The 14,446-nt window shown below is 66.7% G+C and carries 9 protein-coding genes, 1 tRNA gene and 1 riboswitch; of the genes, 9 read left to right on the top strand and 1 reads right to left on the bottom strand.

Features of this window, described 5'->3' with window-relative positions; all coding sequences use genetic code 11:
* Nucleotides 1-377 precede the first annotated feature (377 nt).
* On the top strand, nt 378-1,370 hold the full coding sequence (locus D1643_RS02605; protein ID WP_160708332.1) for a DMT family transporter: 993 nt from the start codon (nt 378-380) through the stop codon (nt 1,368-1,370).
* Between the two features lies 1 nt (nt 1,371).
* Nucleotides 1,372-1,899, top strand: coding sequence for a shikimate kinase (locus tag D1643_RS02610; RefSeq protein ID WP_160708334.1), 528 nt, complete (start codon nt 1,372-1,374; stop codon nt 1,897-1,899).
* 252 nt (nt 1,900-2,151) lie between these two features.
* On the opposite strand, the gene D1643_RS02615 is transcribed toward D1643_RS02610, so the two are convergent.
* On the bottom strand, nt 2,152-3,699 hold the full coding sequence (locus tag D1643_RS02615; protein ID WP_370520270.1) for an alanine/glycine:cation symporter family protein: 1,548 nt from the start codon (nt 3,697-3,699) through the stop codon (nt 2,152-2,154).
* 92 nt (nt 3,700-3,791) lie between these two features.
* Nucleotides 3,792-3,892: riboswitch (glycine riboswitch) on the bottom strand.
* A 172-nt stretch (nt 3,893-4,064) separates the two neighbouring features.
* Here D1643_RS02615 and D1643_RS02620 point away from each other — a divergent pair.
* From D1643_RS02620 to D1643_RS02650, 7 genes are all read left to right on the top strand, one after another.
* Nucleotides 4,065-4,140 (top strand) — tRNA-Arg (locus D1643_RS02620).
* A gap of 414 nt (nt 4,141-4,554) precedes the next feature.
* Complete coding sequence (locus D1643_RS02625; RefSeq protein WP_160708336.1) at nt 4,555-8,493, top strand: hypothetical protein; 3,939 nt, start codon at nt 4,555-4,557, stop codon at nt 8,491-8,493.
* 12 nt (nt 8,494-8,505) lie between these two features.
* On the top strand, nt 8,506-9,258 hold the full coding sequence (locus D1643_RS02630; protein WP_160708338.1) for a SipW-dependent-type signal peptide-containing protein: 753 nt from the start codon (nt 8,506-8,508) through the stop codon (nt 9,256-9,258).
* 13 nt (nt 9,259-9,271) lie between these two features.
* On the top strand, nt 9,272-9,967 hold the full coding sequence (locus D1643_RS02635; protein ID WP_160708340.1) for a hypothetical protein: 696 nt from the start codon (nt 9,272-9,274) through the stop codon (nt 9,965-9,967).
* Entirely contained in the window at nt 9,964-10,764 is an 801-nt protein-coding gene (locus tag D1643_RS02640) for a hypothetical protein (protein ID WP_160708342.1), read from the top strand. The genes D1643_RS02635 and D1643_RS02640 overlap by 4 nt, the downstream gene beginning before the upstream one ends.
* The gene (locus tag D1643_RS02645; protein ID WP_160708344.1) at nt 10,761-11,828 is read left to right on the top strand and encodes a MucBP domain-containing protein; all 1,068 of its coding nucleotides are present in this window, start codon (nt 10,761-10,763) and stop codon (nt 11,826-11,828) included. The genes D1643_RS02640 and D1643_RS02645 overlap by 4 nt, the downstream gene beginning before the upstream one ends.
* Before the next feature lie 3 nt (nt 11,829-11,831).
* A complete protein-coding gene (locus D1643_RS02650; RefSeq protein WP_160708346.1) occupies nt 11,832-12,365 on the top strand; it encodes a signal peptidase I in 534 nt (177 codons plus the stop codon).
* Nucleotides 12,366-14,446: the final 2,081 nt, after the last annotated feature.

The following is a 14,446-nucleotide window of genomic DNA, read 5'->3' on the forward strand; positions in this document are numbered from 1 at the left end:
CCTCCGCCCCCGCCCCCGCCCGGCCCGGCCTCGGCCAGCTCCCTCCCAGCTCCGCCCAGTCCCCGGCGCCCTCCACCCGGCTCCCACCCAGCACCTCCAAACCGCCCGCCAGGTCGTTTCCCCGTTGGCGATTGCGTCCGCGTGCCTCCTAGCGCCTCCCGAACCTTCGCTTCTCGTGCGCGATTTGCAAATTCGCACGGTTTTGCACTGAGATACCGCGCGAATCCCGCGCTACCGCGACATGGCGACTTTGTCGACCTGGGCAAACGCAAGCCCGCCTGAGCATCCGCCTCCGAGACGGCCGCTCGCACAGTGCAAAACCGTTCGAATTTGCAAGTTGTGGCCGCGTTTCGCCAGGCCGACTATAATGCTGCTCCGTGACTGCTCTGCGTAACATACCGCCAGCCGCCTACAAGCTGCTGATCGTGCTGGCCACCGTCATATGGGGGCTCAGCTTCGTGGTGATGAAGGACGCGGTGGACGTGATGGAGCCCGCATGGCTCATCGGCGTGCGCTTCCTCATCACGGCGGCGTTGCTTACCGTGGTGCTGTGGCGTCGCGTGCGTCCGGCGCTCACCCGCGAGCAGCTGCGGCGCGGCGCGGTGCTGGGACTGCTGATGTTTCTGGCCTACTGGACGCAGACCATCGGCCTGGCTTTCACCACGCCGGGCAAGAACGCCTTTCTCACGGCCACCTACTGCGTGATGGTGCCGTTCATGTTCTGGGCGGTGGCCGGCAAGCGGCCCACCGTGTTCAACCTGATGGCGGCTGTGCTGTGCGTGGCGGGCATGGGGCTCGTGTCGCTGACGCCCGGCACGCAGGCCGTGGAGTTCGGCGACGTGATGACCCTTGTGTGCGCTGTGTTCTTCGGACTGCACATCGTGTTCGTGAGCAAGTACGCGCAGGGATGCGATGTGCTGCCCATCACCGTGTTCCAGTTCTGGACGATGGGGCTGTGCGGCGTGGTTATCGGCGCCCTTACCGAGGAGCTGCCGAATGCGGCCGCGGTGAGCCCCGAGTTCCTGTTCAACATGGCGTACCTGATCGTGCTCGCGTCGTGCGTGGCGCTCGTCATCCAAAACGTGGCGCTGGCCCATGTGCCGCCGGCCCAGGCGTCGCTGCTGCTGTCGCTCGAGGCCGTGTTCGGCGTGGCGTTTTCGGTGCTGCTCTATGGCGAGGCGCTCACGATGCGCCTGGTGGCGGGCTTTGGGCTCATCTTCGCGGCCATCGTGCTGAGCGAGGTGTTCCCGCTGCGCCCCCGTGGTCAACAAGCCGGAGACATCCCGACCCCTGCGCCTGCCGCCGACTTGCTGGCGGGTGACAATGGGGCCTCCGGTGAGCTGGAGGAAGTCCTTGACGGAAGGAGCTGAGATGAGGGAGAAAATCGAGGAAGCCGGGCGCGACAACGTCGTCCTGATCGGGATGCCCGGCGCGGGGAAGTCGACGCTGGGGATCGTGCTGGCCAAGATCATGAATTACCGCTTCGTCGATGCCGACCTGCTTATTCAGAACCAGTGTGACAAGACGCTTCAGAAGCTGCTTGACGCCTGTGGACCCGATGGGTTTATCGAGGTAGAGAATCAGGTGCTCTCCGATTTGGAGTGCGAGCGCACCATCGTGTCCACGGGTGGATCGGCGGTGTACTCTGACGCGGCCATGGAGCACCTTGGGCAGATCGGTCGCATCGTGTACCTCCAGATCAGCTACGACGAGCTGAAGAACCGCCTGTCTGACCTGCAGGAGCGTGGCGTAGTGTTGAAGGGCGGCATCTCCATGAGCCTGCGCGACCTCTACGATGAGCGCAAGCCGCTCTACGAGCGCTATGCCGACATCGTGGTGGACGTGAACGATCTGAGCATCACCGCGGCGGCCCGCAAGGTGGCTGCAGCGCTGGCCTAACGGGCGACGCCGACTGTTGTCGAGCGGGCCGCTGGCCTAGCGGGCGGTGCGTGAGGCGGGCCGGAGGTGGGATTTCCTGAGGCGGCCTCGCGCCGCACGCTGCGTCGCAACAGCCTCCGCTGCCTTCCGGTCGTGCCGGAGCAGGCGCAGAACGCGAGAAAGGCGGGACGTCCCAGCGCGGGCGCCTCGCCTTTCTCGTGCGGGACGGGGGGCGACCGGCAGGCGCCCCCCGCGTCTTCGGGTGAGACGCCGCTATAGCGACGGCTCCAGCTCCAGATCGTCGTCGAGGCCGGCGGGCGCCGGAGCGGCGGGATCCTTGGGGGCCTTCCAGTCGGCCGCGTCGTCGGGGCGCGGCGCCATGGCGCTCTCCACGCCGTTGGCAGCCTTCAGACGCGCGAAGTAGCTGCGAGTCTCCTTGGCCACCACGCCGGACAGCGCCACCAGCGCCACCATGTTGGGCAGGGCCATCAGGCCGTTGAAGATGTCGGCGATGGTCCACACGGCGCTCACGGTCATGTAGGGTCCGATGAACACGGCGGCGATGTAGAGCCAGCGGTACGCCTTCACGGCCTTCATGTTGCCGTTGCTGAAGTACTCAAGGCAGCGCTCGCCGTAGTAGTCCCAGCCGAGGATGGTGGTGAAGCCGAACAGCACCAAGCACGCCATCAGAACGAAGGCCGTGACCTCGTTCGGCAGGAACGGCAGGCCCGCCTGGAACGCGGCGGTGGTGACGGCCGCGCCTTCGAGTCCGGGCAGGTTGTAGGCGCCGGTCATCACGATGGCCAGGCCCGTCATGGAGCACACGACGATGGTGTCGAGGAAGGTGCCGGTCATGGACACGAGGCCCTGGCGCACCGGCTCCTTGGTCTGGGCGGCCGCGGCGGCGATGGGCGCAGAGCCCAGGCCGGCCTCGTTGGAGAAGATGCCGCGGGCGATGCCCTTCTGCATGGCGATGATGATGGCGCCGAGCATGCCGCCGGCCGCCGCCTGCAGGCCGAAGGCGCTCTGCACGATGGTCACAAGCGCCGCGGGCAGCATCTGGATGTTGGCGATGATGAGCGCGAGCGAGAAGCCCACGTACACCACCACCATGGCGGGGATGACGCGCTCGGACACGCTGGCGATGCGGCGCAGGCCTCCAACCACCACCAGGCCCACCAGCACGGCCAGGATGAGCGACGCCACCACGGTGGCGATGGAGTAGTCCATGCCGAACAGCGAGAAGGCGATGGCGGACTTATCCGGGTCGAAGAAGCCGGTGATGGCCCCGGAGATGGAGTTCACCTGCGTGAACGTTCCAATGCCGAACAGGCCGACGCACATGCCGAAGAAGGCGAAGACCTTAGCGAGCCAGCGCCAGTTGGGGCCCATGCCGCGCTCGATGTAGTAGAACGGGCCGCCGAGCACATGGCCGTCCTCGCGGATGGAGCGGTACTTCACGGCAAGCAGGCCCTCGGAGAACTTGGTGGCCATGCCGAACAGCGCCGCGAGCCACATCCAGAACAGGGCGCCCGGGCCGCCGGCCACGATGGCGGTGGCCACGCCCACGATGTTGCCCGTGCCGATGGTTGCCGAGAGCGCGGTGCACAGGGCGCCGAAGCTGGTGACCTCGCCCTTGCCGTCGTCCTCGTTCTTGATCATGTAGCGCAGTGCACGCGGCAGCTGGCTGAACTGCAGGCCCTTGAGGCGCACGGTCAGCAGCAGGCCGCCGAAGAGGATGAGCACCATGAGGGGCACGCCCCAGATGAAGTCATCGATGATGCCCAGTACGTTGTTGATGGGCTCGAACACGTCGTCCACGAAAATCCTCCTTCTCTTGTGGGCGATGTCCGCCGAAGAAGGAGGCTCTGGAGAAGCACGCTATGCGGGGCAAGGAAAGATGAGCGCGAAGATAAGCGCCCTCTGTCCTTTTGCCTGAGAGTTTCAGCGCGGCCGCGTGGCCTGCGCCTTGCACCTTCGGCACCCGTATTCGGGATTCTCCAGAGGCCCCTCCGCGCCCTGTCTCCGTGGATTCAGAGCGTTTCAGCGGGGTACGCTATGTGATTGCGTTGCAAATTATAGGCAGGGCGGTCGGCTTGTCAATGGAAGGCTGGGGCGAAATGGTAGAATCGGGGTCGTCGGCGCAGCGGACGGCCCCGAGCGGCCTCCCGCCGACCTCAAAGCGCGCCCCTGTAGCTCAGCGGATAGAGCGTCGGTTTCCTAAACCGTGCGTCGGAGGTTCGAGTCCTCTCAGGGGCGCCAGTTTCTAGGCCGTCTTCCCCAAGCTCTCCTTTTTGTCATGCATTCGTTACCTGTGGTCGGTCGTTCGTATCCGGTGACGCTTGCACGGTATTGTCGTGTCAGAGGGTCGTTATTAGTATGTAAACCGTATATTTACGTTTTTTGATGGAGAACTATCCGCTTTGGGCAATCTGCTTCGCCGTTCTGGAGGGAGCAGGGGCGGTAGTGGCCATGGTCGTGCGGCGTTTGGCGAGAAACGCGGGCGCGACCCGTAACGTTGTTGCGTCACCCCCCGGCGCTCGTCGTCGGGAGAGAGCCATGGGGCTTGTGCGCACGGTCGGGAGGATGGCCGAGCGTCGCAGTGCCCGAAGAGGATGTTCTGCCAGTTGAGGAACGGTCGCTTTGCGACTGGTCTGATAACGAGGGAGGATGGCCATGGGTGGCTCGAACCAGAAGCCGGCGCAGCCAAGCACGCCGAAGAACCACACCTGGGGGAAGAAGCGCGTCCAGCTCATCGTGGGCGGCGTCGCCGTATGCGCGGCCCTGTCCCTGACCGGCATCGCCTTTGCGGCGGCGGGCGGCGGATCGTCCGTCACCTGGGACGCGATGGAGAAGGAGCAGCCCCCGGTTCCCATCGAGCAGGCGGAAGCCCCGAAGGCCGAGGCAGACGCGCTGCCCGTCACGGGCGCGGCGGACAAGAAGGACGCGCAGGAGCAGCCGAAGGCCGAGGCTCCGGCTGAGGACAAGAAGCCGGCCGACGAGGTTGCGGCTTCGGTCAGCAACCCCGTGGCGGATGGAAAAAACACCACGGAGCAGGGTTCGCGCGGTTCGAATGAGCCGGCTGGAGCTGACGTGAAGGGCGGCGCGGACGGCAAGAAGCCGGCTGACGCGGCGAGCGACCCCCAGGGCGACGCGCAGGCCGAGCCTGCCCCTGAGGCTCCGGCCGCGGAAGACCCGACGGCCCAGGCTGCCGAGGCGGCTCCCGCGAAGGCCGTCGTGAAGCTCTCCGTGGAGCCGGCCGACCAGGGCGCCGTTGCCTACGCGGGCGCGACGTACCGCGACGGCGATTCCATCGAGGCCGAGGCTCCGGCCGACTTCGCCCTGACCGTGAGCCCTGCCGAGGGGTACGAGGTCGAGTCCGTCACCGTTATCCGCACGGCCGTCCCGCTTGAGGGCACAGACGCCCCGGCTGCCGCTCCCGGCGCCGGTACGGCCGCTCCTCTTGAGGCCGACGCCGCGGGCGCCTACGTGGTGAGCGCCGATGCGCAGGCCGCCACCTACCAGGTGTCGGTGACCCTCAGGGACGCGCGCATCAACAGCTGGGAGAACCTCAAGGCCGCGCTCGAGCAGGGCGGGGATGTCAGGCTTGACGACGACATCGAGGCCGAGGGGCCGCTGACCATCACCGCTGACACGACGCTCGACCTGGCGGGTCATAACCTCGCGCTTCCGGACGGCGAGGCGAGCGCGGTGAACGGCGGCGCGCTCATTACCGTGCAGAGCGGCACCTTCGCTCTCACCGACTCTACCGCGACCCCGCTCAAGTCCCAGTGCCGGGCCGAGGAGCGCGGGGTGCAGGCCGAGGCGGCTGGCATGCCGGCCTCCTACGACGCGGCCAGCCATGAGCTTACTTATTATGTGACCACGACCAAGGCTAACCGCACGAAGGGCACCACCTACGAGACGCGCCATGAGGAGCACCTGAACCTAGGTGCCGCCGGTGCCATTGAGGCGCAGGGCATCGGCGCCCTCGTCGAGGTGCGCGACGGTGCCGCGTTCGCCATGGACGGCGGTCGTCTGACGAATGCGGGCGGTGCCCATGCCGTGAAGGCCGGCGACTCGACGGTGACCATCGTCGGCAATGCCGCCATCGTCGGCAGCGGCAGCGCGTCCGCCAGCGGACAGGACGCTAACGGCGCCGGCATCTACCAGGCCGGTGGCACGCTGACTGTGGGCGGCAACGCCGCCATCGCCGCTAACGTGGCCGCCAACAACGGCGGCGGCGTGTACCTGGCTGATGGCAAGGCGACCATCGGCGGCAATGCCGTGGTGGCCGGCAACAAGGCGTCCGAGGACGCGGCGGAGACGGACGGCTCCAACGAGCATCCGGACACGTACAACGGCGGCGGCATCTACGTGGCCAAGGCCGCGTCGCTCACGGTGAGCGAGAACGCCGTCTTCTCGGGTAACCGCGCTCGTCGCGATGGCGGCGGCATCTACGTGGCGCCCCGGCTGAAGGATGACTCGCTCGTCAGCGCGAACCGCCTTGTCCTCACTGGCGCCACCATTACCAACAACTACTCTGATGCCGTCAAGGAGCGCACGGGCTTCTACGTGTCCGGCGGCGGTGGCGTCTTCTCGATGGGCGACGCTGCTATCGACGGTGCCGTCATCACGTCCAATCGCGCGGCCGACGCCGGCGGTGGCTTGGCCATGCCGGGCGAGGCCAAGTACCAGATGCCCCTGCTTACCATGCGCAACACCGTGGTGGCTGCCAACTGGGCGGAGGCTAGCGAGGGCGGCGGCATGTTCTGCATGACCTCCGGTCGCCGTGATGAGGACAAGGTGGCGCGCCTGAGCTACGTCACCACCGGCACCTACGTCACCAACAACCACACCAACACCGTGTTCGACTACGGCGGAGGCGGCCTGTTCGTGCCCGTCGATGGCTTCCTCAACGTGGTGTACCCCGTGGTCTCGGGCAACGAGGCCAGCGGCTTAGGCGGCGGCGTGGGCGCGTGCAGCAACAGCACCGTCATCACCCAGGACGCGGCCATCTTCGACAACAAGGCCCTGGGCGAGAACCACACCACCAACCCCAACGAGTACGGCGACCGCTGGGCCATGCTCGCCGAGGACAAGGGCCCCGGCCCCAAGGGCAACGACCCGGGCGACCGTATTTGGGATATGAAGTCCTCGGCGGTGGTTGAAAACACGTACGATCAGTACGACAGCTACAACGACTATCGCACGCTCAAGCATGCGGGTTGGCGCAACGAGAAGGGCGAGGTCGAGCCCCTGGAGGCCAACGACTTCTTCAGCGCGCACCGCGCCACCGTCTACGGCACGATGCTCGGCGGCCATGACGCCACCAGCTGCCCGGAGGACTGCGAGAGCAGTCATCGCTCCGAGTACAACTGGACGGGCTGGATGAGCGCGAGCCCCGCCCAGGGCGAAGCGCTGGTGGACTACGCCAAGTATGGAGTGGCGAAAGTGACTCTCCCGGGTGAAGGAGGGCAGCTGGGAGCCAACTCCTCTGGTCCCCGTGCTAACAACTTGGGTTGGTACCTATGGGTCAAGAATAGCGACTTCGATGAAGAGTTGGCTCTGGAGAGTGCGTACAAGCTTGACGGCGCGAGTGTGGAGCTCAACAGCTACCAAAGCGGCAAGAGCTTCCGCTCTTCCATGACCGGCTTCTACGAGCTGGGCTTGCAGAACGCCCCCAACCTCATCTGCCTGGACTTCAAGCGCTACGCCGATGGCGGCTTCATGCAGAATGCCGACGACAGCCCCGCCAACAAAGGGCTCTACCTTAAGGCCGACGGCTCGAAGCTGGCCCCGCGCGAGCTGGAGGCCGCTACGCGCACCGAGCCCTTGGCCTACTACCGCGTGTACCACATCGACAAGTTCCCCGAGGGCAATGGCTTTGCCCAGGCCAACCGCATCATGGCGCTTACCGCGGACCCGAGCGCCGAGGCCAAGGTGTCGGCCCGCAGCGCTGCTTGCGTGTTCGTCACGGGCAACAGCTCCAACACCAACGGCGGCGGCATCGGCTGCAACGGCTTCATCCACATCGGCCGCCCCGATCCCAACGTGCCGGACGAGCCGACGACGCCGGACGACCCGACGCACTTCGGCAGCTTCCGCATCGTGAAGACGCTCGAGAGATTCCCGGAGACCGAGGAGGGCACCATCGACGGCGAGCGCGCCACCGTGGTCTTCCACGTAGTGGGCTATCAGGACAAGGAGTCCGTCGAGAGCGGCGAGGGCCATAACGTCATCTACGACGCCTATCACGCCCTGGAGTTTGACGCCAACGATTCGCAGGAGATCGTGCTGGGCCGCTTCCCCGCGGGCTCTTACTTCACGGTGACCGAGGTGTCCTACAGCGGCGCCAACTTCGAGATAGCCGATGGCGAGAGTGCCACGCAAGGCGTCATTATCGAGGACGACACGCAGGAGGGCGCCGTCCTCCCGCAGGTCAACTTCCGCAACACGTACAAAGACGACGGCCATAAGACCTCCGGCGTGGTGAACACCTACACCAAGCAGGACGGCAGCTACACCGTCACCCAGAAGTGGAGCAAGACCCAGGTTGTCGTGCCTGAGCCTGCGGAGGGCGACGAGCCGCAGACCCCGGCCGACGAGTCCTAGGCGAGGAAAGTGATGAGCATGAAACGAACCTTCCTGAAGAAGCGGACGGCGCTCGCCGTGCTGGCGGTGGCCCTGGGCTTGGGCGTGATGGTCGGCCCCACGTTGGCCTACTATACCGACACCACCCAGGCAAACGGGTCTATCCCGTTCTCCCTCACTCCCGAGACGCCGCCCCCGCCCGAGGAGCCCGAGGAGCCGGGCACTGAAATCCAGGAGGAGATCGAGGGCACCAACAAGATCATCCGCGTGGAGAACGTGGGCAAGACCGACGTGGCAGTGCGCGTGCGCGCCTTCTACGGAACGGCGAACGCCACGGTCGAGTTCGTCGGCGACGGCTGGGGAACGCGTGCGGAGGGCGATGGCGAGGAAGGCTGGCTGTACGGTCGCACCGTCCTGAAGCCGCGCGAGGTGAGCGAGCCCCTCTATATAAAGGTAGAGCCGGTCAAGGGCGCGCAGGTTGACTCGTTCGACATTGCCATCGTGCAGCAGTGCGTGGAGCCGGACGAGGTGGCCGAGGGCGAGCCTGTCGCGGCGACCTTCGCGGATGGCACCGTGGTGCTGAAGGAACTGGCGGCCCTTCCGGCCTACGAGGCTGACGACCAGGCCGAAGGCGAGGATCCTGAGGCTGGGGCCGAGGCCGAGGGCGAGGAGCCTGCGGCTCGGGCGGCCCTGGCTGCGGCGGCGGCCGTCGAGGGCCTGGTGCCCGTGGCCGACGAGGCTGCCCAACTGGTGAACGCGACCGTCAACCCGGGCGTCCGGGCGTAAAGGAGGGAGAGCCATGAGCGAAGTGAAGAGCGCATCCCCCCGCACCGTGCGGATGATGGTGCTGGCTGCGGCCGTGCTGCTGGTGGTCGGCATCGCGGGCGTGGTTCAGTCGACCCAGGCCCAGCTGGTGTTCATGAGCGAGAACTACGTCGCCGAGTTTGCGCAGACCCACATCGGGGTGGCGCTGACCGAGAACGACGTGGTGGTCGAGGGCGACGACGCCCTGCTGGCCGATCCGGAGGCCCTGCTGGGCGGCGATGCCCAGATGATTCCGGGCAAGGCGTACGCCGAGCGGCTCTCGGCGGTCAACACCACCGACATGGGCGAGTACGTGCGCCTGACCGTGCGCAAGTACTGGGCCGATGCCGACGGGACGAAGAACCCGCTGCTCGATCCCGCGCTGATCCAGCTGACCTACGACAGCGAGGACTGGGTGCTCAACCCGGAGGAGTCCACCGACGAGCGCCTGGTGTTCTACTACCGCCACCTGCTGGACGCCCATGAGGCAGCCGTGGCCCCAGCGGTCAAGACCATTGCCATCGACCCGTCCGTGTCCACGGCGACCGGCGATTTCTCGCAGTGCCGCGTGGCCCTTTCCGCCCAGGTCGACTCCGTGCAGATCAACTATGCCGACGACGCCGCTAAGAGCGCCTGGGGCGTGGACGTGGACGCGCTCGGCCTCGAGTGGGATGAGGTGATGGCGCGATGAGCCTGAGGAGTTTTTGCGGGAAGGCCCGGACTGGGCTGCTGACCGTGGCCCTGGCCGCAGGCCTGGCGCTCTCGGGCGCGGCTGCCGCGTGGGCTGCGGAGACCGGCTGGACGGTCACGTTCACCGGCGACAAGATGGAATCCGACGGCACGGCCGACGTGCTGGCCCAGGTGAAGCGACTGCAGCCCGGCGACAAGGTCGAGTTCGACATCGACCTGTTCAACGCCTATGGCGACAAGGCCGACTGGTACATGAAGACCGCGGTGCTGCGCACCATGGAGGAGCTGGCCGAAAACGGCGGTGGCTCCTATTCCTACAACCTGACCTACACCAATCCCGCGGGCGAGAAGAAGGTTATCTACACCAACGACACCGTCTCGGGAGATAGTGACAAGGGCGACACCAACGGCCTGCATGACGCAACTGACGCCACGAAGGAATGGTTCTTCCTGGACACGCTGCCGGCGAAGTCCCACGCGCACATCGTCATGAGCGTGAGCCTCGACCCCGAGTCGCACGGCAACAGCTATTTCGACACGGAGGCGGCGCTCGAGCTGTCCTTCGCGGCCGAGCCTGCGGCCAAGCAGCCGGCGACGCCGACGGATCCCAAGCCAGACACCCCGGCCGACCAGCCCAAGGCTGACAAGCCGACCGATCCTATCTCCAAGCTCGCCCAGACGGGCGACCCCGTGGTGCTTGCCATTGCCGGCGCGGCCGTCGTGGCCGTGGTCGCGGTGGTGCTGCTGGGCGTCGCGCGTCGACGCTCCCGCCTCAAGGAAGAAGGTGAGACGCGATGAAGACCGTCGCTCTGACTGCCCGCTGCGCCGCCGCTGCTGCCGCTGCGCTTCTGGCCGTGTCCCTCATGGCCGTCCCCGCGCTGGCCGCGCCGGAGGACGCCGCCCCGGCTGCTGATGGTGCCGCTGCGCCGGCTGATCCCACCACCTACACGGTGCGCCTGTACGCAGGCAACCGCGGCCTGGTGAACGACGGCGCCTCGTTCGAGTGGACGGGCGTTCCCTACGGCTCCGACCTGGAGCTCACCGGGGCTCGCGTGACCGTGACCGATCCCAAGTACTACGTGAAGGGCATCCGCCTGGCGGGCCTCGACAACGTGAAGGACGTGCGCTACGTCGGCCAGGTTGACGATCGCGGCTTCGCCACGGGCTCCGTGCGCGTGACCGAGGACGCCGACTATGTGCTGGCCTACGGCATCATGGCCAACCGCGTGGGCTACACCGTGCGCTACGTCGATGCCGAGGGCTTCACCATCGCGCCTTCCGCCACCTACTTCGGCGACGTGGGGGACACCCCTGCCACCACCGCCGTCTACGTGGAGGGCTACGTCCCCGACGCCTATGAGATTTCCAAGACGCTCGGCGAGGACGAGGCCGATAACGTGATCACGTTCACCTATACGCGCGTAGCCGCCGGCTTCACCACCGAGCCTGACGGCAACGGCGGCACCGTGGTCGTGACGCCCGAGGGCGAGCGCGTCCCGGCTCGCCAGCCGGCTGCCGAGGCGCCGGCTCAGGGCGCGGGAGCCGCCGCCGGCGAGGGCGCTGGGAACGAAGAGGAGGCGGTGGCCGACGAGCCTACGCCCCTGACCACGGCCGACGGCGCCGAGATCATCGACGACGATGGTAATCCGCTGATGGCGCCGCGCGATTCCATGAACATTGACGACGAGGCGGTTCCGCTGGCCGCCGCCGGGTTCGGCGAGGGCGGCGAGGCCCCCGAGGGCCCCGGCTTCGCGCTGGCGGTCAGCCCGACCTCGGTTGCGCTGCTCGCCGGAGGCGTGCTGCTGCTGGTGGCCGCGTTCATCTTGTGGCGACGTCGCCGCAAGGCCGCGCAGGAAGGCTAGCACGTGGCGCTGCGAGCTCAGACAGAGAGAGGCGCCCAGGACAACGCGAGCCCATCGCTCACCTCGCGGGTCCTGGGCTTCACGGGAACCGCGACTCTGGTAGTCGCGGCTCTTTTTTGCGCGGCCATCGTCCTGCCGCGCTTCGTCGGCGTGGTGCCCTACACGGTGGCCACCGGCTCGATGGAGCCCGATCTTCCCGTGGGGAGCCTTGTTTACACCGAGCCCGTCGATCCGGTTGAGCTGCTGCCGGGGGACGTGGTGACGTTCTCGATGACGCGCCAAGACGGGGCGGCCGTCACGCACCGCGTGGTTTCCAACGACCTTGATGAACGGCAGCTGGTCACCCAGGGCGATGCCAACACCGCGCCTGATCCCGAGCCGGTTCCCTACGAGAGCGTGCGGGGCAAGGCGGTGTTTTCCGTGCCCGTGCTGGGGGTTATCGCCAGCGGGCTGTCTTCCGGCGGGGGCAAGCTGGCGTTGGCCGTCGTAGTGGTAGGCGCGCTTGTCCTGTGCTTCGCCGCCGATCGCTTTCGGTAGCGCGTCTTCGCTGGCCGTGCCAGAGGGTCACACCAAAGCGTGCCAGAGGGTCACACCAAATGTCACTCCGCCGCGTGTCAGAGCGTGCCAGAGGGTCACGCCAAATGTCACTCCGCTGGGCTTAGTTTCGCTTGAAAAAGAATGCGGCCCCGGTCGAAGAGGGGTGCTTCGCCGGGGCCCAGGAGGGGGATGATACGACGCCTCGGGCGTCGCACGCTGCTTTTAGAAAAGCAGGGCTCGCTGATGAGGAGGGGTGCCTTTTCAGCGGCCGGGAATTATTATAGAGAACCTCCTCGTTTCGAAGCGCCTCCCGCGTTCCTCCAGAACGGAACGGCATGTTTTACACGGTGAACCGCACTTGCTCAGAGGCCCCTCGCCGCTAACCCGCTTCCACCTGCCGTTCGCCCTCACTCAAATAACACGCATCCGGGAGTGTCCATCCCTTTGGGCCGGTGTGCGCCCGGTTGGAGCGGGCGCAAGTGCATGATGGCGCGGAGCGCGCGATGCGGCCGCGGGCGTGGCGGCGGCGCGGTGATGAGGGGCACGTGGTGGCGATGCGGCTGCGCGTAGAGCTGGAGGCCCGTTTGTCGGTGTGTTTCGGATGTGTCCTGGTTTTGCATACGAATGTTTCACGTGAAACATTCGTGCGTCGGTGCCTTGCGATCCGATTTTCGTGCTCCGAGGTGTCAGTGTTTGGCTGGCCCCGCTTCGTGTGTGGCTGCTCTGGGGTACGTCGGTATCCCTCGGGGACATGATGCAGAGTATCTCCCGAAGCATAGCGGCAGGGGTATAAGTAGCGCGTAACCATGTGCGATCGCGGCATGCGGCTGCGCGCAATAGAGGCGTGATCGCAGTCATGCTGGTGGCGGGGGCAGAACCTGACGTGGTGCGGCGGCGCGGCTGCGGTGCAGTTGTGGATGTGACGTACGATCGCGATGGGGCTGCGTGGCGCGGCGCGATGCGAATCAGTGTGTCGCGCGTGCGCGATAGCCACGACGAGCGTGTGAGACGCACGAGTGCGGCGAGGCTGAGGCGCGCGTGGGGTGGCATGGTTGCGGATGCGGCTGCGGAAGTGGTGGCGGCATGTGGTGGCGATGCAGCTGCACGGTGATGCGGGGCATGTGGCGGCGCGTGGCGGCGGCGCGGTGATGCGGGGACATGGCGGCGATGAGGCTGCTGTATCCGTTCGGCGCGTATCGTGGCGTGCTCGCCGTCTGTGGCGTCCTTTTTCAGCGCGTTTGCCGTAGTTGGGCGCACGAATGTTTCACGTGAAACATTCGTGCGTCGGTGCTTCGCGATCCGGCTTTCGCGTGCTGCACCTCGTTCGTCGCCGGCGCTTCGCTGTCCCCCCCGCTTCGCGCGTGTTCGCACTGGGCGTGCCGATGCTCGTCGGGAGGACGACCGTGACGGTGGGGCGAGCGTGGTACGCGGGGCGCGAGCGCGCCGGTGCGCTCGCGTGGGCAGCGCGCGATGGCGCGGGGCGCGCTCGACGATGGCCAGCCTATGCGTACCAGCCAATCGTCCTCTTGCGGCGGCGGCGCGGCGGCGCGGCGGTGCGACGGTGCGGCTGGTCAGGCCCCCATCCTTTCTTCTGGTCGTCCCCTTTCCCGCCCGGATAGACCCCGTCGCAGTGATTGGCCGGATCCCATCCCTTCCGGCTACTCCTTTTTCCTCGCCTCGCGCTTCGTTGGGGTTAGTTGCTCTCGGCGGCGCGTCAGCGGCATGCCGGCGGCGCGCTCCCTCGCCGGCGGCGCCTTCCGCTCGTTTCGCGCTCTGCTTGGGCTGGCCGCTTCCCGCGGGGCATTGGTCGCATGCTCGGTGCTCCCCTCCGCGTGGGTTCGACCGGGGCGCACGGATGTTTCACGTGAAACACTGGCGTGGATTTGACCATTGGGCTGCGACGGAGGAGAGCCCGGCAGGAAAAACGCCGATTTTTGGCAAGAAAAGCCGGTTCTGCAACACGATTCGGCGTTCCGCGAGCGTTCTATGAGCTGTTGCCGGCGCTGGCGGCCGCTGGCGCTTTCTGTGACCTGGGAAAATGCGCAGGGGAAAACGCAGCGCGCTACGATGGACCTTGCAGA

The sequence above is a fragment of the Enterorhabdus sp. P55 genome (genome assembly GCF_009911695.1).
Classification (GTDB): Bacteria; Actinomycetota; Coriobacteriia; order Coriobacteriales; family Eggerthellaceae; genus Enterorhabdus.

Coding starts and splice junctions, on each gene's coding strand:
- D1643_RS02635 (WP_160708340.1), top strand. CDS start 9,272: ATGAGCGAAGTGAAGAGCGCATCCCCCCGCACCGTGCGGATGATGGTG.
- D1643_RS02625 (WP_160708336.1), top strand. CDS start 4,555: ATGGGTGGCTCGAACCAGAAGCCGGCGCAGCCAAGCACGCCGAAGAAC.
- D1643_RS02645 (WP_160708344.1), top strand. CDS start 10,761: ATGAAGACCGTCGCTCTGACTGCCCGCTGCGCCGCCGCTGCTGCCGCT.
- D1643_RS02610 (WP_160708334.1), top strand. CDS start 1,372: ATGAGGGAGAAAATCGAGGAAGCCGGGCGCGACAACGTCGTCCTGATC.
- D1643_RS02640 (WP_160708342.1), top strand. CDS start 9,964: ATGAGCCTGAGGAGTTTTTGCGGGAAGGCCCGGACTGGGCTGCTGACC.
- D1643_RS02630 (WP_160708338.1), top strand. CDS start 8,506: ATGAGCATGAAACGAACCTTCCTGAAGAAGCGGACGGCGCTCGCCGTG.